This window comes from Microbacterium aurugineum (genome assembly GCF_023101205.1).
Taxonomy (GTDB): Bacteria; Actinomycetota; Actinomycetes; order Actinomycetales; family Microbacteriaceae; genus Microbacterium; species Microbacterium aurugineum.
The window spans coordinates 2,868,172-2,883,906 of sequence record NZ_CP078078.1 but is presented as its reverse complement, the minus strand read 5'-3'; the positions used below and the strand labels follow the sequence as shown (position 1 = coordinate 2,883,906).

Here is a 15,735-nt window from a genome sequence, read left to right as displayed (position 1 = left end):
CGCCGGCCGCTCAGGCGGTCGCAGGTTTCTCGCTCCACACGAGCAGGAACGCGCCGAGAGCGATCATGAGCCCGCCTCCGGTCGCGCCCATCGCTTCGATTCGCCGCGGAGAGCGGCCGAACCACCCGCGCGCCGCACTGGCGAGAAGCACCCACACCGCGTCGCAGGTCACACCGATCGCCACGACGATCACACCGAGCACGAAGAGCTGGGCGGGCACCGACCCGGCTTGCAGGTCGACGAACTGCGGCAGGATCGCGAGGAAGAACGCGATCGATTTCGGGTTGGTGACGCCGACCACGAATCCTTCGAGGAGCAGACGCCATCCGGAGCGTCTCGCCTGCTCCGCGACGAGAGCTCGCGCCGCGTCCTTCCGGTGGCGGATCGCCTGGACGCCGAGGTAGACGAGGTACCCGGCGCCGAGCACCTTGATGATCGTGAACAGCAGGACCGATTGCGCGATGACGGTGCCGACACCGAGTGCGACGCCGACGAAGAGCACGATCGAGCCGGCGGCTGTCCCGAGGATGCTGAGGAACCCGCCCATCCGCCCGAGCGACATCGCCCGTCCGATCGTGAACAGCACGGTGGGGCCCGGGATCACCACCATCACGAACGCCGCCGCGATGAGGGCGAGCAGTGTGTCGGGGGCGATCATGGGTCGAGCCTAGAGGGGCGGACGTCCGCGGTCGAGCGATCGTGCGGGCCCACGCCTGTCGTGCAGGTGGGAAACTGGAACGATGAGCGTTTCTTCCGGCGTCGACGTGATCGCCCCCCTGAGTGAGGACGAGGTGCGGCGAATCCGTGAGGACTTCCCGATCCTGCACACACAGGTGCAGGGGCATCCCCTGGTGTACCTCGATTCCGGGGCGACCGCGCAGCGCCCGTTCGCGGTGCTCGACGCCGAGCGCGAGTTCTCGACCACTCTGAACTCCGCCGTGCACCGCGGCGCTCACACCCTGGCAGCAGAGGCGACGGAGCTGTTCGAAGAGGCCCGCGGCACGATCGCACGGTTCGTGGGGGCGGACGAGGACGAGATCGTCTGGACGTCGAATGCGACGGAGGCGATCAACCTCATCGCGTACTCACTCTCGAACGCGTCACTCGGGCGTGGGGGAGCGGCGGCCGAACGATTCCGCCTCCGCGAGGGAGACGAGATCGTCACCACCGAGATGGAGCACCACGCGAACCTCATCCCGTGGCAGGAACTCGCCGCGCGGACCGGGGCGACGCTGAAGGTCATCCCGCTCGACGACGATGGCGCGCTGCGGCTCGACGTCGCCGCCGACCTGATCACCGCACGCACGAAGCTCGTGGCGTTCACGCACGTCTCGAACGTGCTCGGCGTGATCAATCCGGTCGAGACCCTCGTCACCGCGGCCCGCCAGGTCGGCGCGCTGACCGTGCTCGATGCGTGCCAGTCGGCGCCGCATCTCACGCTCGACGTGCGGGCGCTCGACGTCGACTTCGCCGTGCTGTCCGGGCACAAGATGCTCGGCCCCACCGGGATCGGCGCGCTCTACGGTCGGCGCGAGGTGCTGGCCGCGATGCCGCCATTCCTCACCGGCGGGTCCATGATCACCACGGTGACGACGACGGAGGCCGAATACCTTCCGCCGCCGCAGCGGTTCGAGGCGGGCACGCAACGGGTGTCGCAGGCCATCGCGCTCGCCGCGGCCGTGGACTATCTGACCGAGGTGGGGATGTCGCGCATCGCCGCGCACGAGGCCGCGTTCGGTCGGCGCCTCGTCGACGGTCTGGGGGCGATCAACGGGGTCCGCGTGCTCGGCGCCGACATCGATCTCCCGCGCGTGGGCCTGGCGAGCTTCGACGTCGCCGGCATCCACTCCCACGATGTGGGGCAGTTCCTCGACGACCGCGGGATCGCCGTGCGGGTCGGGCACCACTGTGCGCAGCCGCTGCATCGGCGCCTCGGAGTGACCTCGTCCACGAGGGCGAGTACCTACCTGTACACGACCGATGCCGAGGTGGACGCCGTGATCGAGGGCGTCGCCGGAGCGATCGACTTCTTCCGGAGGGGCGTATGAGCGACCTGCAGAACCTGTACCAGGAGCTGATCCTGGACCACTCACGCACTCCGCACGGATACGGTCTGCGTGGCGAGATCGCGGCGCAGTCGCACCAGCTGAACCCGACGTGCGGTGACGAGATCACGCTGCAAGTGCATCGTGGTCCCGACGGCGGCGTCGAGGCGATCGCGTGGGAAGGACACGGATGCGCCATCTCCCAGGCGTCGGCGTCCCTGCTCGCCGAACTCGCCGAAGGGCTGACCGTCGCGGAGCTCGAAGTGCGGATCACCGCGTTCCGCGAGGCGATGAGGTCGCGGGGGAAGATCGAACCGGACGAGGAGCTGCTCGGAGATGCGGCCGCTCTCGGAGGGGTGTCGAAGTACGTGGCCCGCGTGAAGTGCGCCATGCTCGCCTGGGTCGCCGCGGAGGACGCGCTCACACGCGGGTGAGGTGCAGGATGGACGCATGCCTCTGCAGCTGAGTCCTCTGCCCGCCGAACGCTTCGAGGAGTGGCGCAGCGCGGCCAGGCAACGGGTCATCGACGGCAACCGGGCGTCGGGGTACCGGATCGGCGCGGACGCGGTCGACTTCGCGGACGCGTTCTTCGCGGAGCTGCTGCCGGACGGCCTCGCGACCCCGACCGTGCGGATCCTGCGCATCGTGGACGAGCACGAACGCGAGCTCGGCACCCTCTGGCTCGCGGTCGGCGAACACAAGCTCTTCCTTCTCGAGCTCGCCGTCGAGGAGCCCCTCTCCGATGCCCGGAACGATGATGTGCTCGCGCAGATCCTGGCGATCGCGAGCGACCGGGGCGTGGCGCGGATCAGCGCACCGCTGTTCCCGCACGACGCGGCGGGTCACGCTCTCCTGGAGGGGCGCGGGTTCGAGGTGGCGTCGATCCAGATGGTCCTCGAGCCGTTGCCGGTGCGGGAGGTTCCCGTGCACGTGGACGTCGTGCCCATGACGGCCGAGCGGTTCCCCCGGTTCGTCGCCGCCTCGGAGAAAGGGTTCGCCGACGATCTCGTCGCCTCCGGCCGATACTCGCCCGAGGAAGCGGCGGCCGAATCGCATCGCCAGCTGGTCGCGGAGCTTCCGGAGGGAGTGGAGACGAAGGGGCAGGCACTGTTCACCGCCTCGGTGGACGGTGCGGAGGTCGGGATCCTCTGGCTCGGCATGCGCGTCCGTGACGGTCGCCCTCATGCTTTCGTGCTCGACATCGAGGTCGACACCGCTGAGCGTCGCAAGGGATACGGGCGTGCGCTGATGCACGCCGCCGAACGCGAGGCCCGCCGGCTCGGTGCGGACTCCATCGGGCTGCACGTCTTCGGCTTCAACACCGGCGCGATCGACCTGTACGAGCAGCTCGGCTATCGCCGCACGGAGGAGAGCCTGCTTCGGGAGCTCTGAGGTCCTCAGCGGAGGACGCGACGGGAATAGTCACGCGCGAGCTGCGTTGGGCCGAACATGACAACTCTCGGAATCATCGGTGCAGGACACATCGGCAGCCAGGTCGCCCGGGTGGCGGTGGCGAACGGCTATGACGTCGTGATCGCGAACTCGCGCGGGCCGGAGACCCTCGCCGACCTCGTCGCCGAGCTCGGACCGCGGGCGAAGGCGGCCACCGCGGAGGATGCCGCCGCCGCAGCGGACATCGCGGTCGTGACCGTGCCGCTCCATGCGATCGACAAGCTCCCGGCCGAGCAGCTGGCAGGCAAGATCGTGCTCGACACCAACAACTACTACTTCGAGCGCGACGGGCGCATCGAGGCTCTCGACAAGGGGGAGACCACGACGTCGGAGCTCGTGCAGCGCGCGCTCCCGACGTCGAGGATCGCGAAGGCGTTCAATCACATCTACGCGTCCGAGATCACCGCGGACGGCACGCCGGCCGGGACCGCTGATCGACGCGCGCTGGCCACGGCCGGTGACGACGCGGAGGCCGTCGCGTTCGTGACGCGCTTCTACGACGAGGCCGGCTTCGACACGGTCAACGTCGGGCCGCTCAGCGAGTCGTGGCGGGTCGAGCGCGATCGTCCCGCGTATGTCGTGCGGCAGAACGCCGCGGAGCTGACCGCGAACATCGCCGCCGCCAACCGGCTGCCCTGATCGGATCCCGGGCGGGCGTGGGGGTGCATCCCGCACTCGTCGTGCCCGCTCGGGGCGCGCACGGCCGGGCGTGTTGGGATACCAAAAAGTTGATGATCCGACCCCGGAGTGCGAGAATGCCCAGATGGCGGGGGCTGTGGGGGGAAACGGTGAACTCGAGTCGGTGAGGGTCACGAGGATTCTCCGTGACGACATCGTGCTCGGGCGGCGCGCCCCCGGCTCCCGGCTCGTGGAGCGCGACATCGCGGCTGAGCTGAACGTGTCCCGCCTTCCCGTCCGCGAGGCCATCCGCACGCTGGTCGCCGAAGGGGTCGTCGTCGCCCGCCCCCGCACCTGGGCCGTCGTGCGCGAGTTCACGCGACGTGACATCCAGGACTTCGCTGAGGTGCGCGAGGCCATCGAGACGCTGATCTTCGTCTTCGCGGCGGAGCGGCACGACGAGGCCGGCATCGTCCGGATGCGCGGCGCCTATGAGCGCGAGCTCGCTGCCGCCGAAGCAGATGACGCCGAGGCCGCGAGGATCGCCGCAGCGGAGTTCCACGAGATCGCGGTCGAGCTGGCCGGGAACGAGATGTTCGGGGAACTCATCGCGGTGTTCCTCACGCGTCTGAGGTGGCTCTTCGGTCAGCACGACGACCTCCTCGCGATGGCCGACGAGCATCGCATCATCCTGGAAACCATGACGGCTCGTGACACGGCAGCGCTCCGCCGCATCATCCCGGCGCACCTCGCCAGCGGCCAGGCCGCCGCGGAACGCCGCCTCGCGCGCAGCAGCGACCTGATGGTCTGATCGCGACGACGGTCGGCCGCGCGAAGTCAGGGGCACCGGCGACGGCATCGGTTGTATATTGGTTCGATCGGAGTCGGTCCGGAAATGTTGCGCTGTTCTGGGGAGCGAGATGCGGAATCTTGCTGTCGCGGTCGGATGCCTGTTGCTGCTCGGCGGAGTGGTCGTCGTGGCGCTCGCCGACCAGGAGCGTGCAGCCGCCGTCGATGCCGTCAAGGCGGAGATCGTGAGAGTCGAGCGTGCTCTGGATGAGTCTCAGGGCGAGAATCTGGAGCTCGCTGAGAAGCTCACCGCCCTCCGTTCGCAGATCGCCGAGCAGGATGGCGAGATCGCGGATACCACGGGGTTCCTGCCATGATCCGCCGGATGCTGGCGGTCGTGGTCGCGATGACGGTGATGCTCTCCGCCGGGGTGCTCGCGCGGGCGAACGCGCTGGACCAGGAACGTGCGGTGGCGGTGGCCGAGCTGAGCTCCCTCACCCGGGAGTACCACGAGACGACCCAGCGCACCGACTATCTCGACGGGGCGGTCGATCGTGCCGAGCGGGACACCGCGGAACGTGCGGCGGTGCTCGCCGTCCGTCCGGCCTTCGTGACCGAGCTCACCGCCTTCGCCGCCGCTCTGGACGGGGCGCGAGGGGTGGTCGACACGGCCGCGCACCGGGCCGCTGCCCTCTCCGCCCAGCAGACGGTGCTGGCCGAGAAGGTGAACCCGGACACGGTGACGGCGGCGACCGCGACGGTGCATGCGCTGACGGAGAAGGTCGGCACCGAGGTCCAAGCGGCACGGGCCGCACAGGCCGCGCTCGCCGCGCAGAGCGCCGGACCGGGAGGGCCGGCCTGGACCTCGAGCGGTCCCGGCGGCTACGCCCGGGTGCGGGCGGCACTGGACCTCGTCGGGGGCGGCGGGGTGGGGTTGTACGAGTCCTCGTCGTGCGCGGGCGGGAGTGCACCGGCATGTGCCAACAGCAACGGGTACATCAAGTACCGCGCCGACATCGCCAACTGGAGCTCGGGGCGATTGAACTGGGCGATGGCGCACGAGCTCGCGCACATCTACCAGTTCCGGGTCTGGGGTGCGCTGACGTCGTCGGGTGCGTACGCTTCCTTGTTCGGCGGCGACCCGGAGTTCCTGGCCAACTGCATGGCTGCCGTCCGGGGCTATCCGGGCTCGGTCGGCTGCAACGGCGAGCAGCAGGCCTGGGCCTCGGGGATCTGGGTCGGAGCGGTCCGCTGAGACGTCCTCACGCCACCGGGGTGGTCGTGTCGACCGCGTCCCGCAGGGGGCGCCGCATCACTCGCCAATAGGACGACGGCAGGATCCGCACGAGGACGTCGATCAGGCGCGCCTCGCGTCCGACCATCGTCCTCGCCGCCCGCCGCTCGGTGGCCCGGACGATGCGGGCGGCGGCCTCCGCGGGCTCCGTGTGGTACATCGCGGCCTGCGCGGCGGCGGCACGGGCGGCGACGGCGGGGTCGATGGCCGCGGCGTAACGTCCGTGCAGGATGATCCCGGTGCGTACGCCCGAGGGGTAGACCGCGCCGACGCTCACCGACGTGCCTTCGAGCTCGTGCCGCAGAGCCTCGGAGAAGGCCCGCACGGCGAACTTGCTCATGGCGTAGGGGATGCGTCCGGCCGGGGAGGCCAGAGCGTAGACGCTGGCGAGATGGGTGATGTGCGCCGCGGGTGCCGCGCGCAGCGCCGGCAGCAGCGCCTTGGTGATCGAGACCGTGCCCCAGAGGTTCACATCCGTGAGCCAGCGCATCTCCTCCATCGTGAGCTGGTCGAGGTTGCCGAGCATCGACGACCCGGCGCACGTGATCAGTGCATTGATCCGCGGGTGTGCGTCGCCGATCGCGGCGGCGGCGGTGAACACGGCCTGATCGTCGCGGAGGTCGACGACGTGGGTCGTCACCCGGCTGTCGTGAAGCTCTCCGGCGATCGCCTCGAGCGCTGCGGCATCGTGGTCGATCAGGGCCAGGTGCGCTCCCCGTGCGGCGAGCAGCCGGGCGATGTCGGCGCCCATCCCGTTCGCGGCTCCGGTGATCACCGTGGTGCTGCCGACGAGATCGAGGTGTCTCATGTGTCTCCTGCGGGCGCGACCCGGGTGCGAACCCGCGGATGTCGGATGGGTGGGGCAAGCTGATTCCGAACCATTCTGGCCGACACCGGGCCGTAGTGATACCGGTACGCTCAAGGAGAGGAGGTACCGGTGGGACGGACAGCGGATGCCATCGCCGAAGGCGTCGCGATCGCGACCGCTGCCGCGCGCCTCGCCGTGAAGAACCACATCCTCATCGGCACCATCGCGGAAGACGGCGTCTTCGACATGGACAAGTACATCGACGATGCGCGCGAGGCGCTGCGGGCGATGGCCGAGGAGTCCGAGGAGGCCGCCGCCACCGTCACCGCCTTGCGAAAGCGGGCGAGGGGGAGGCACTCCGATCCGGTGAGCACGCACGACTATCGTGACCGCGACGTCCGCAACCTCCGACGCCGGGCGAAGCAGTCCACCGGGGTGGCCGAGCGCCTGCGCGAGATGATGCAGGATCGCGACAGCCTCGCACAGATCGTGGAAGAGGCCAGGGATGCCGCCTGGGCCGATGTGCGGCACAACCTCGACCGCCGGTTGCGGGTCGAGGGCATGCGCCCCGACCATGATCCCGACTACGGGCGAATGCGTGAAGCCCGCATGCAAGCGCTGCGACTCGTCGATCTGCAGGCACTCTCCTCGGAGCAGAGAGCGAAGGCGAAGCGTCGGAAAAAACAGCAGAAAGCTGCGGCGGCCGGGGAGTGAGGTCCCGTTTCGCTTTCGCGTCTGGACTGTTGTAGGCTGTTCCACGGCCCGCTGAGCGGGCTGGGCGCCCGTAGCTCAATGGATAGAGCATCTGACTACGGATCAGAAGGTTAGGGGTTCGAGTCCCTTCGGGCGCACACTGTGTTGAGACAGTACAGAAGGTCCCCGTCGCGAGAGCGGCGGGGACCTTCTGCTGTTCCGGGCCGTCGACCCGGTCAGAGCAGGCTCGTGATCGCGGGATCGCGGCGCGCGACCTCCGCGGACGTCGACACGATCGCCTTCCGCATCGCTGCCACGGCGATCGCCGGAGTGACGTCCGAACGGTGGGCCAGGCTGACCGTCCGCGTCATCATGGGGTGCGAGAGTCGCACCGACCGCAGGCCCGGCCGATCGAAGAGGACCATCGCCGGCACCACGGCGACGCCGAGGCCGCGCTCGACGAAGCGGAGGGCCGTGTCCATCTCGGCCCCTTCCAGCACGGGGTGAGGCGTCAGGCCGGCCTCACGGAAGGCGGCATCCGTCGTCGCGCGCAGTTCGTAGCTCTCGCCGAAGGTGATGAGGGGGAGGGCGGCCAGCTGTTCCAGGTCGATGGCAGGTCCATCCGTCAGCGGCGGCTCCGCAGCCGAGGACACCACGACGAGCTCCTCCGCGAGCAGCGGCATCCTGGTCAGGCTCACGCCGGCCGGGGGAAGACCGTCGGACGCGGTGATGAGCGCGATGTCGACGGCGCCGACGGCGAGCTGTTCGACCAGGAGCCGTGAGCCGCTCTCGGTCAGGTGCAGGTCGACATCGGGGTAGGTGGCGTGGAACGAGCTGACGGCCTCGGCGACGAGGCTGATGCACAGGGTGGGCGGAGCCCCGAGCCGCACGCGTCCGCGGCGGAGTCCCGCCAGCTCACCCATCTCGTCGCGGATGGCATCGGCATCGGCGAGCATGCGCTGCGCGCGGGGGAGGAGCGTCTCTCCGGCGGCGGTGAGCGAGATGTGGCCCCGTGCCCGGTGGAACAACTCGGCGCCGAGCTCACGTTCGAGGGTGGAGATCTGACGACTCAACGACGGCTGTGCCAGGTGCAGGTGCTCGGAGGCGCGGGTGAAGTGTCCGAGACGCGCGACCTCGACGAACCCGCGGAGTTGCTCGAGGTTCATGACCATAGTCTACGCGTATCGTTTCCAGTGAGACTATGCATTGGAGTTATTAGGATCCCCTAATTAGCGTGGATCCCATGGCTACGCGCGAACGTCAGATATCCACCACCGTCCTCGTCATCGGTACCGGCGGATCGGGGCTGCGAGCGGCGATCGAGATCGCCGAGCACGGCGTCGATGTGCTCGCCGTCGGCAAACGGCCGCGGCAGGATGCGCACACGTCCCTCGCCGCCGGCGGCATCAACGCGGCGCTCGGGACCATGGATGCGGACGACAGCTGGCAGCAGCACGCGGCCGACACCATCAAGGAGAGCTACCTGCTCGCGAATCCGCACACCGTCGAGATCGTGACGCAGGGCGCGGAGCGCGGCATCCGTGACCTGGAGCGCTGGGGCATGGACTTCGCTCGCGAAGACGATGGGCGCATCTCGCAGCGGTTCTTCGGTGCGCACACCTTCCGTCGCACGGCCTTCGCCGGCGACTACACGGGCCTCGAGATCCAGCGCACGCTCGTGCGCAAGGCCGAGCAGCTCGACGTGCCCATCCTCGACCACGTCTACATCACCCGCTTGCTCGTGCGTGACAACGTGGTGTTCGGTGCCTACGGATTCGATCAGGCCGATGGCACCCGCTACCTGATCCACGCGGACGCCGTGATCCTGGCGGCCGGTGGCCACAATCGCATCTGGCGGCGCACCTCATCCCGCCGCGATGAGAACACCGGCGACTCGTTCCGGCTCGCGGTGGATGCGGGTGCCCGACTGCGCGACCCCGAACTCGTGCAGTTCCACCCGTCCGGCATCATCGAGCCGGAGAGCGCTGCGGGGACCCTGATCTCGGAAGCCGCCCGCGGAGAGGGCGGGATCCTGCGCAACGCCCTCGGCGAGCGGTTCATGGCGAAGTACGACCCCGAGCGGATGGAGCTGTCGACCCGTGACCGCGTCGCGCTCGCGGCCTACACCGAGATCAAGGAAGGCCGAGGCACGGAGAACGGCGGTGTGTGGCTCGACGTGTCGCACCTGCCCCGCGAGACGATCATGACCCGGCTCCCCCGCGTCTACCAGACGATGATGGAACTGCAGATGCTCGACATCACGACCGATCCGATCGAGATCGCCCCCACGGCGCACTACTCGATGGGTGGCGTCTGGGTGCGACCGGAAGACCACCAGACCGATGTCGACGGGCTCTACGCGATCGGTGAGGCCTCGAGCGGACTGCACGGCGCGAACCGACTCGGCGGCAATTCCCTCATCGAGCTGCTCGTGTATGGACGCATCGTCGGTCAGGCGGCCATGGAGCATGCGGCGGGCCTCGATGCCCAGCGCCGTTCGGCGACGGCAGTGGCCGAGGCGCGTGCCGAGATCGACGACCTCCTCGCCGCGGAGGGGCGCGAGAACGTCCGGGCTCTGCAACGCGCGATCCGCAACCTCATGACCGAGTACGCGGGGGTCGTGCGTTCCGAAGAAGGGCTGCTCGCCGGACTCGCCGACCTCGACATGATCGAAGGGCGGATGGAGGACATCGGGATCCACCCGGACATCGCGGGGTTCCAGGACCTCGCCCACGCCTTCGACCTCAAGGCGTCGGCGCTCGCCGCCCGGGCCACCCTCGAAGCGGCGCTGGAGCGTCGAGAGACACGCGGATGCCACAACCGCAGCGACTTCCCCGACACCGACCCCACGCTGCAGGTGAATCTGGTGTGGTCGCCGACCGCCGGCGTCACCCGCGCGGAGATCCCGGAGGTCGCACCCGAGATAGCCGAACTCATGCGCGAGGTCGACACCGAGGGCAAGCTCGTCGAGTAGTCCGTCCAGACCCCGCCCCATCGTCGAGACCCCGCCCTACCGTCGGTTGCAGGGAGGGGTCTCGGCGGCGACCGGGGGTCTCGGCGAACGGATCAGCCGGCCTGCGGCTCCTCGGTGTCGATCACGCCGATGCCGACGGCCTCGTGGTCGGGCTCGGGCTCATCCCGCTTCGGCGCGGTGGGTTCCTCGCCGGGGTCCTTCTCGGTGCTCGGCTCTTCGAGTTCCTCGGTGCTCGGGACCTCGCTCGAGTCGACGTCTTCCGGTGACTCGGCCTCGGAGGGGGTCGTCGCCTCCGTCTGGCTCGTGTCCGAAGAAGGGCTGGGCGTCGGAGTCTGCGCTTCAGGAGAGAGCTCGTCGGTGGGTTCCGGCTCAGGAGTGGTGTCGGTCATGGTGGCCCCTTTCGGCGATGTCCTCGGACCACGATGCCCCGCCCGCGCGCTCGCCGGAAGGGGGTTGACTCCCCGTCGAGTTAACCGAGGTGAACCGAACCGGTGAATCCGGCGTAGCCTGGAAGGGTGACAGCGTACGTCTCGGCCTTCGACCTCTTCTCGATCGGAGTGGGTCCCTCGAGCTCCCACACGGTCGGACCGATGCGGGCGGCTCTCGATTTCGCGCGACGCCTCACGGCGAGCGGTGCACTGGCGCGAGTCGGCCGTGTCGAGGTCGCGCTGTACGGCTCGCTCGGTGCAACGGGGATCGGTCACGGCACTCCGGACGCCGTCGTCGCCGGGCTCCGTGGGCTCACGCCGGAGACGTGCGACCCGGCTGAGGTCCGTGCCGCCTGGGCCGACCTCCCCGCGGGTGCCGTGATCCGCATCGACGGCACCCATGAGGTGCCGTTCGTGAAGGACGACATCGTCTTCGCGCCGCGCACCCGGCTTCCCGGGCACCCGAACGCCATGACGATCACCGCGCGGGATGCAGCGGGCGATGTCGTCGCCGAGGAGACCTATTACTCGGTGGGCGGAGGATTCATCCGCAGGGACGGTGAGGAGGCGAAGCTCGCGACCGCAGGGTTCCCGTACTCGTATGCGGATGCGGCCTCGTTGCTCGCGCTCTGCGACGAGAACGGGCTGTCGATCGCCGAGGTCGCGCGACTCAACGAGGCATCCGTGCGCAGCGAGGAAGAGGTCGCCGCCGGACTCGACGCGATCTGGGATGCGATGGCGGGTTGCGTCGACGCCGGTCTGCACGCGGAAGGAACCCTCCCGGGCATCCTCAAGGTGAAGCGGCGGGCCGGAGTGATCCGCGGTCAGCTCGAGGCGGTCGAGGCCGACGGGCATCGTGAGCTGCCGGGCGAGTGGCTCGGCGCCTTCGCGCTCGCGGTGAACGAGGAGAACGCGGCAGGCGGACGGGTCGTGACGGCCCCGACGAACGGAGCCGCCGGTATCCTTCCGGCCGTCGCGATGTACTGGTGGCGGTTCCTCGCCGATTCGGGGCTGGGAGCGGGCAACGCGGTGACCCCCTACGGTGAACTCGTCGGCAGCGCGCTGTTGGGATTCGAGTCGGATGTGCGGACGCTGGAGAGCGCCAGCGGGCTCGACGAGGAGCAGACGGCCGAGGCGAACCGTCGCCGTGGCATCCGCCGCTTCCTGCTCACTGCGACGGCTCTGGGATCGCTCTTCAAGGCGAACGCATCGATCTCCGGGGCCGAGGGTGGATGCCAGGCCGAGGTCGGATCCGCGTGCGCCATGGCCGCCGGCGGGCTCACGGCGGTGATGGGCGGCACGAATCGTCAGATCGAGAACGCGGCGGAGATCGCGATGGAGCACCACCTCGGTCTCACGTGCGACCCGATCGGCGGGCTCGTGCAGATCCCGTGCATCGAACGCAACGCGATCGCCGCGTCGACGGCGGTCACGGCGGCCCGACTCGCCCTGCGCGGCGACGGAAGCCACTACGTGTCCCTGGACGCCGTGGTCGAGACGATGCGCCAGACCGGTGCCGACATGTCGACGAAGTACAAGGAGACCAGCGAGGGCGGTCTCGCGGTCAACGTCATCGAGTGCTGACCGCCCGATCGTGATCGTGTCCGCGGGTGGCGATAGCCTCCACGAGACGTGACGCGCGGAGGGAGCACGATGGATGCGTTCTGGGAGCCGAGCTCTCGCCGTCGACGGCAGCAGCCGGTGGTCGCCGTCCGGCCGAACGATGATGCCCCGACGCCCGACGGGGAGTGGCCGACGAACATCCCCGCCGTGGCCCAGGTGCTCCGCGAAGGGATCGACCTCGACCCCGGAGTGACCTTTCTGGTGGGCGAGAACGGCAGCGGCAAGTCCACTCTGGTCGAAGGCATCGCGCTGGCGTACGGGCTGTCGCCCGAGGGCGGGTCACGGCAGGCACGGCACCGCACGCGCGCCACGGAGTCGCCGGTGTCGGACTGGCTTCGATTGCAGCGCGGGGTGGGGGCGAATCGCTGGGGCTTCTTCCTCCGCGCCGAGACGATGCACTCGTTCTACACGTATCTGGAAGAGAACCCCTCGGCCAGCGGCGACGTTCCGTTCCACGAGATGAGCCACGGGGAGTCATTCCTCGCGCTGCTGGACAGCCGGTTCGACGAGCCGGGCTTCTACTGCCTCGACGAGCCCGAGGCGGCCCTGTCCTTCACCTCGACGCTCGCCCTCATCGCGGTGCTCCGCCGCATCGCCGACGAGGGGGGCCAGGTGCTCTGCGCGACGCATTCGCCGGTACTCGCGGCCCTCCCCGGCGCGAAGATCCTCGAGGTCGGGGAGTGGGGCGTGCGTCCGGCGGACTGGGGTGACCTCGAGATCGTGGACCATTGGCGCTCGTTCCTCGACCACCCCACGCGCTACCTCCGTCATCTGCTCGACTGAGCCCGGGTCGATCGCGGCGAGCGAAGTCGTAGGCTGGCGGGCATGACCGAGCAGAAGTCACCGCGCCGGCGAGGACGCCCGAGAGGTGCCTCGGACTCGCGGGCGCGCATTCTGGCGGCCGCGGTCGACGACTTCGCCGAGAAGGGCTACGACGGGGCGACGGTCCGCTCGATCGCGGCCCGCGCCGGTGTCGACTCCGCGCTCGTGCATCACTACTTCGGGACCAAAGCCGACCTCTTCGCCGAGGCCGTGGGCATCCCTCTGCGTCCCGACATCGACGTGCCGCGGATCCTGGCCGGATCTCGCGACGGCGTCGGTGAGCGACTCGTCCGGTACGTGCTCAAGGCGTTCGAGCAGCCGGAGGTGCGTCGGCGAGGGGTCATGCTGATCCGCACCGCCGTGGGGAGTCGGCTGACGACCCCGTTGCTGGCCGGTTTCCTCTCGCGCGAACTCCTCTCCCGCGTCGCCCGGAGTCTGGACACCGACGATGCCGATCTGCGCGCCGCGCTCGTCGCCTCGCAGATCGCCGGCATGCTGATCGCCCGCTACGTGCTGCGGCTCCCCGCGCTCGCCGGTGCATCGGTCGATGAACTCGTCGGACGAGTCGGTCCGACCGTGCAGCGCTACCTCTTCGACTGAGGGACGCCGGCTCAGGCGCGCGGATCTCGTTGACGCCATCGGTGCTCGGGCGCATAATTCATCACATGATGAATAACTCGGCTGTCGAGATCTCGCAGCTGCGTGTGCACCGCGGCGCCGTCCAGGTCTTCGACGGGATCGACCTCACGATTCCGCGCGGGCAGATCACCGGCCTGCTGGGGCCGTCGGGGTGCGGCAAGACGACTCTCATGCGCTCGATCGTCGGCGTGCAGAGGATCGCCTCCGGAGACGTCAGGGTCCTCGGAGAGCCGGGCGGCTCGCGAGGGCTCCGGCACCGGGTCGCCTACGGCACGCAGGGCGCATCGGTGTACGGCGACCTCAGCGTGCGTCAGAATCTCGCCTCATTCGCCTCGCTGCTGAAAGCCCCGAAGGGCGACGTCGATCGGGTCATCGAGGAGGTCGGTCTCGGGCCGCAGGCGGGGCAGCTCGTCGACGCCCTGAGCGGAGGACAGGCGACGCGGGTGTCGCTCGCGGTGGCGCTGATCGGTGCGCCCGAGCTCGTCGTGCTCGACGAGCCGACGGTGGGACTCGATCCGGTGCTGCGCGCTGAGCTGTGGACCCTCTTCCGTCGTCTCGCGGATCGCGGGGTGACACTCATCGTGTCGAGCCATGTGATGGATGAGGCCGTGCGCTGCGACCGGCTGGTGCTGATGCGGGAGGGGCGGATCATCGCCGACACGACTCCGACGTCGCTCCTCGCCGACACCGGGACGACCGACGCCGAAGCCGCCTTCCTGGCGTTGATCGAGCGTGACCGCGCGGCCGGCCTCGGAGACACCAGGAGGTCGCGCCGAGATACGCGCGGGATGCACGGGGAGGTCGGGGAATGAACGGCCGCCGGATCTTCGCCACGGCAGGCCGCGTCCTCACGCAGTTGCGGCATGATCCGAGGTCGATCGCCCTGATGCTCATCGCGCCGAGCCTCCTCGTGGGGCTCTTCGCCTGGCTGTTCAGCGACCAGGAAGGTGTCTTCGACCAGGTCGGCGGTGCCATCCTGGCGCTGTTCCCGTTCATCGTGATGTTCCTCATCACCTCGATCACGACCTTGAGGGAGCGCCGCTCGGGCACGCTCGAGCGGTTGATGACGACGCCTCTCGAGAAGGCCGACTTCATCCTCGGCTACGCGCTGGCGTTCGGAGCGATGGCGGTGGTCCAGGCGGTGATCACGGTGTCGTTCGCGGTCGGGGTGTGCGGGCTCGACGTCGACGGGCCGCTGTGGCAGCTGGGCCTGGTCGCGGTGGTCGACGCACTGCTCGGCACCGCGCTCGGCCTGCTCGCGAGTGCGTTCGCGCAGACGGAGTTCCAGGCGGTGCAGTTCATGCCGTTGCTGGTGTTCCCGCAGATCATCCTCGGGGGGCTCTTCATGCCCCGCGACCAGATGCCCGACGTGCTGTACGCGATCTCGGACTGGCTGCCGCTGAGCTACGCGATCGACACGATCAATGCCGTCGCCGCGGGGGACGAGGGCTGGGACGTGTTCGGTCCCTTGCTGATCGTCGTCGCCTTCGCCGTCGGTGCCCTGGTGCTCGCGTCGCTCACGTTGCGGCGGCGTACACGCTGAAGTCTCG

At 69.3% G+C, this 15,735-nt stretch carries 18 protein-coding genes and 1 tRNA gene; 15 read left to right on the top strand and 4 right to left on the bottom strand.

The window, feature by feature from the left end; all coding sequences use genetic code 11:
* Positions 1–10: 10 nt before the first annotated feature.
* A complete protein-coding gene (locus KV397_RS13915) occupies positions 11–658 on the bottom strand; it encodes a LysE family translocator (RefSeq protein WP_261811508.1) in 648 nt (215 codons plus the stop codon).
* A gap of 82 nt (positions 659–740) precedes the next feature.
* On the opposite strand from KV397_RS13915, the gene KV397_RS13910 reads away from it, so the two are divergent.
* The 7 genes from KV397_RS13910 to KV397_RS13880 all read left to right on the top strand — a co-directional run bounded on the left by KV397_RS13910 (position 741) and on the right by KV397_RS13880 (position 6,159).
* Positions 741–2,048, top strand: coding sequence for a SufS family cysteine desulfurase (locus KV397_RS13910; RefSeq protein ID WP_261811507.1), 1,308 nt, complete (start codon positions 741–743; stop codon positions 2,046–2,048).
* The gene (gene sufU / locus KV397_RS13905; RefSeq protein ID WP_248539701.1) at positions 2,045–2,479 is read left to right on the top strand and encodes a Fe-S cluster assembly sulfur transfer protein SufU; all 435 of its coding nucleotides are present in this window, start codon (positions 2,045–2,047) and stop codon (positions 2,477–2,479) included. The genes KV397_RS13910 and sufU overlap by 4 nt, the downstream gene beginning before the upstream one ends.
* Before the next feature lie 16 nt (positions 2,480–2,495).
* Positions 2,496–3,437: a GNAT family N-acetyltransferase gene (locus KV397_RS13900; protein WP_261811506.1), complete on the top strand. Its 942-nt coding sequence runs from the start codon at positions 2,496–2,498 to the stop codon at positions 3,435–3,437.
* Positions 3,438–3,494: 57 nt separating this feature from the next.
* Entirely contained in the window at positions 3,495–4,136 is a 642-nt protein-coding gene (locus tag KV397_RS13895; RefSeq protein ID WP_134352959.1) for an NADPH-dependent F420 reductase, read from the top strand.
* Between the two features lie 124 nt (positions 4,137–4,260).
* The gene (locus KV397_RS13890; RefSeq protein WP_131494386.1) at positions 4,261–4,926 is read left to right on the top strand and encodes a GntR family transcriptional regulator; all 666 of its coding nucleotides are present in this window, start codon (positions 4,261–4,263) and stop codon (positions 4,924–4,926) included.
* A gap of 109 nt (positions 4,927–5,035) precedes the next feature.
* The gene (locus KV397_RS13885) at positions 5,036–5,281 is read left to right on the top strand and encodes a hypothetical protein (RefSeq protein ID WP_047521232.1); all 246 of its coding nucleotides are present in this window, start codon (positions 5,036–5,038) and stop codon (positions 5,279–5,281) included.
* Positions 5,278–6,159, top strand: coding sequence for a hypothetical protein (locus KV397_RS13880; protein ID WP_261811505.1), 882 nt, complete (start codon positions 5,278–5,280; stop codon positions 6,157–6,159). The genes KV397_RS13885 and KV397_RS13880 overlap by 4 nt, the downstream gene beginning before the upstream one ends.
* A 7-nt stretch (positions 6,160–6,166) precedes the next feature.
* Here the strand turns inward: KV397_RS13880 and KV397_RS13875 are convergent, their stop codons facing one another.
* A complete protein-coding gene (locus KV397_RS13875) occupies positions 6,167–7,006 on the bottom strand; it encodes an SDR family NAD(P)-dependent oxidoreductase (protein WP_131494385.1) in 840 nt (279 codons plus the stop codon).
* A gap of 129 nt (positions 7,007–7,135) precedes the next feature.
* Here KV397_RS13875 and KV397_RS13870 point away from each other — a divergent pair, with 129 nt between their 5' ends.
* Both KV397_RS13870 and KV397_RS13865 read left to right on the top strand, forming a co-directional pair.
* On the top strand, positions 7,136–7,720 hold the full coding sequence (locus tag KV397_RS13870; RefSeq protein ID WP_261811504.1) for an asparagine synthase: 585 nt from the start codon (positions 7,136–7,138) through the stop codon (positions 7,718–7,720).
* A 64-nt stretch (positions 7,721–7,784) separates the two neighbouring features.
* A tRNA-Arg gene (locus KV397_RS13865) sits at positions 7,785–7,857 on the top strand.
* Positions 7,858–7,935: 78 nt separating this feature from the next.
* Here KV397_RS13865 and KV397_RS13860 read toward each other — a convergent pair.
* Complete coding sequence (locus tag KV397_RS13860; RefSeq protein ID WP_407665268.1) at positions 7,936–8,871, bottom strand: LysR family transcriptional regulator; 936 nt, start codon at positions 8,869–8,871, stop codon at positions 7,936–7,938.
* Between the two features lie 71 nt (positions 8,872–8,942).
* Here KV397_RS13860 and KV397_RS13855 point away from each other — a divergent pair, with 71 nt between their 5' ends.
* A complete protein-coding gene (locus tag KV397_RS13855; RefSeq protein ID WP_261811502.1) occupies positions 8,943–10,673 on the top strand; it encodes an L-aspartate oxidase in 1,731 nt (576 codons plus the stop codon).
* A 92-nt stretch (positions 10,674–10,765) separates the two neighbouring features.
* On the opposite strand, the gene KV397_RS13850 is transcribed toward KV397_RS13855, so the two are convergent.
* Positions 10,766–11,062, bottom strand: a complete 297-nt coding sequence (locus KV397_RS13850) for a hypothetical protein (protein WP_261811501.1) — start codon at positions 11,060–11,062, stop codon at positions 10,766–10,768.
* 126 nt (positions 11,063–11,188) lie between these two features.
* Here KV397_RS13850 and KV397_RS13845 point away from each other — a divergent pair, with 126 nt between their 5' ends.
* The 5 genes from KV397_RS13845 to KV397_RS13825 all read left to right on the top strand — a co-directional run bounded on the left by KV397_RS13845 (position 11,189) and on the right by KV397_RS13825 (position 15,728).
* Positions 11,189–12,685: an L-serine ammonia-lyase, iron-sulfur-dependent, subunit alpha gene (locus KV397_RS13845; protein WP_261811500.1), complete on the top strand. Its 1,497-nt coding sequence runs from the start codon at positions 11,189–11,191 to the stop codon at positions 12,683–12,685.
* A gap of 69 nt (positions 12,686–12,754) precedes the next feature.
* Positions 12,755–13,507 carry an AAA family ATPase gene (locus KV397_RS13840; RefSeq protein ID WP_261811499.1) on the top strand — a complete coding sequence of 251 codons (753 nt, stop codon included), beginning with the start codon at positions 12,755–12,757 and terminating at the stop codon, positions 13,505–13,507.
* Positions 13,508–13,549: 42 nt separating this feature from the next.
* On the top strand, positions 13,550–14,146 hold the full coding sequence (locus KV397_RS13835) for a TetR/AcrR family transcriptional regulator (protein WP_261811498.1): 597 nt from the start codon (positions 13,550–13,552) through the stop codon (positions 14,144–14,146).
* A 68-nt stretch (positions 14,147–14,214) separates the two neighbouring features.
* Positions 14,215–14,997 (top strand): ABC transporter ATP-binding protein, encoded by a 783-nt coding sequence (locus tag KV397_RS13830; protein WP_456085684.1) that lies wholly within the window; start codon positions 14,215–14,217, stop codon positions 14,995–14,997.
* On the top strand, positions 14,994–15,728 hold the full coding sequence (locus KV397_RS13825) for an ABC transporter permease (protein WP_047521214.1): 735 nt from the start codon (positions 14,994–14,996) through the stop codon (positions 15,726–15,728). Before KV397_RS13830 ends, KV397_RS13825 begins: the two co-directional genes overlap by 4 nt.
* Positions 15,729–15,735: the final 7 nt, after the last annotated feature.

Excerpts from the sequence above, each read along its gene's own strand:
- KV397_RS13915 (WP_261811508.1), bottom strand. The coding sequence starts at position 658 with ATGATCGCCCCCGACACACTGCTCGCCCTCATCGCGGCGGCGTTCGTG.
- KV397_RS13910 (WP_261811507.1), top strand. The coding sequence starts at position 741 with ATGAGCGTTTCTTCCGGCGTCGACGTGATCGCCCCCCTGAGTGAGGAC.
- sufU (WP_248539701.1), top strand. The coding sequence starts at position 2,045 with ATGAGCGACCTGCAGAACCTGTACCAGGAGCTGATCCTGGACCACTCA.
- KV397_RS13900 (WP_261811506.1), top strand. The coding sequence starts at position 2,496 with ATGCCTCTGCAGCTGAGTCCTCTGCCCGCCGAACGCTTCGAGGAGTGG.
- KV397_RS13895 (WP_134352959.1), top strand. The coding sequence starts at position 3,495 with ATGACAACTCTCGGAATCATCGGTGCAGGACACATCGGCAGCCAGGTC.
- KV397_RS13890 (WP_131494386.1), top strand. The coding sequence starts at position 4,261 with ATGGCGGGGGCTGTGGGGGGAAACGGTGAACTCGAGTCGGTGAGGGTC.
- KV397_RS13885 (WP_047521232.1), top strand. The coding sequence starts at position 5,036 with ATGCGGAATCTTGCTGTCGCGGTCGGATGCCTGTTGCTGCTCGGCGGA.
- KV397_RS13880 (WP_261811505.1), top strand. The coding sequence starts at position 5,278 with ATGATCCGCCGGATGCTGGCGGTCGTGGTCGCGATGACGGTGATGCTC.
- KV397_RS13875 (WP_131494385.1), bottom strand. The coding sequence starts at position 7,006 with ATGAGACACCTCGATCTCGTCGGCAGCACCACGGTGATCACCGGAGCC.
- KV397_RS13860 (WP_407665268.1), bottom strand. The coding sequence starts at position 8,871 with ATGGTCATGAACCTCGAGCAACTCCGCGGGTTCGTCGAGGTCGCGCGT.
- KV397_RS13855 (WP_261811502.1), top strand. The coding sequence starts at position 8,943 with ATGGCTACGCGCGAACGTCAGATATCCACCACCGTCCTCGTCATCGGT.
- KV397_RS13850 (WP_261811501.1), bottom strand. The coding sequence starts at position 11,062 with ATGACCGACACCACTCCTGAGCCGGAACCCACCGACGAGCTCTCTCCT.
- KV397_RS13840 (WP_261811499.1), top strand. The coding sequence starts at position 12,755 with ATGGATGCGTTCTGGGAGCCGAGCTCTCGCCGTCGACGGCAGCAGCCG.
- KV397_RS13835 (WP_261811498.1), top strand. The coding sequence starts at position 13,550 with ATGACCGAGCAGAAGTCACCGCGCCGGCGAGGACGCCCGAGAGGTGCC.
- KV397_RS13830 (WP_456085684.1), top strand. The coding sequence starts at position 14,215 with ATGAATAACTCGGCTGTCGAGATCTCGCAGCTGCGTGTGCACCGCGGC.
- KV397_RS13825 (WP_047521214.1), top strand. The coding sequence starts at position 14,994 with ATGAACGGCCGCCGGATCTTCGCCACGGCAGGCCGCGTCCTCACGCAG.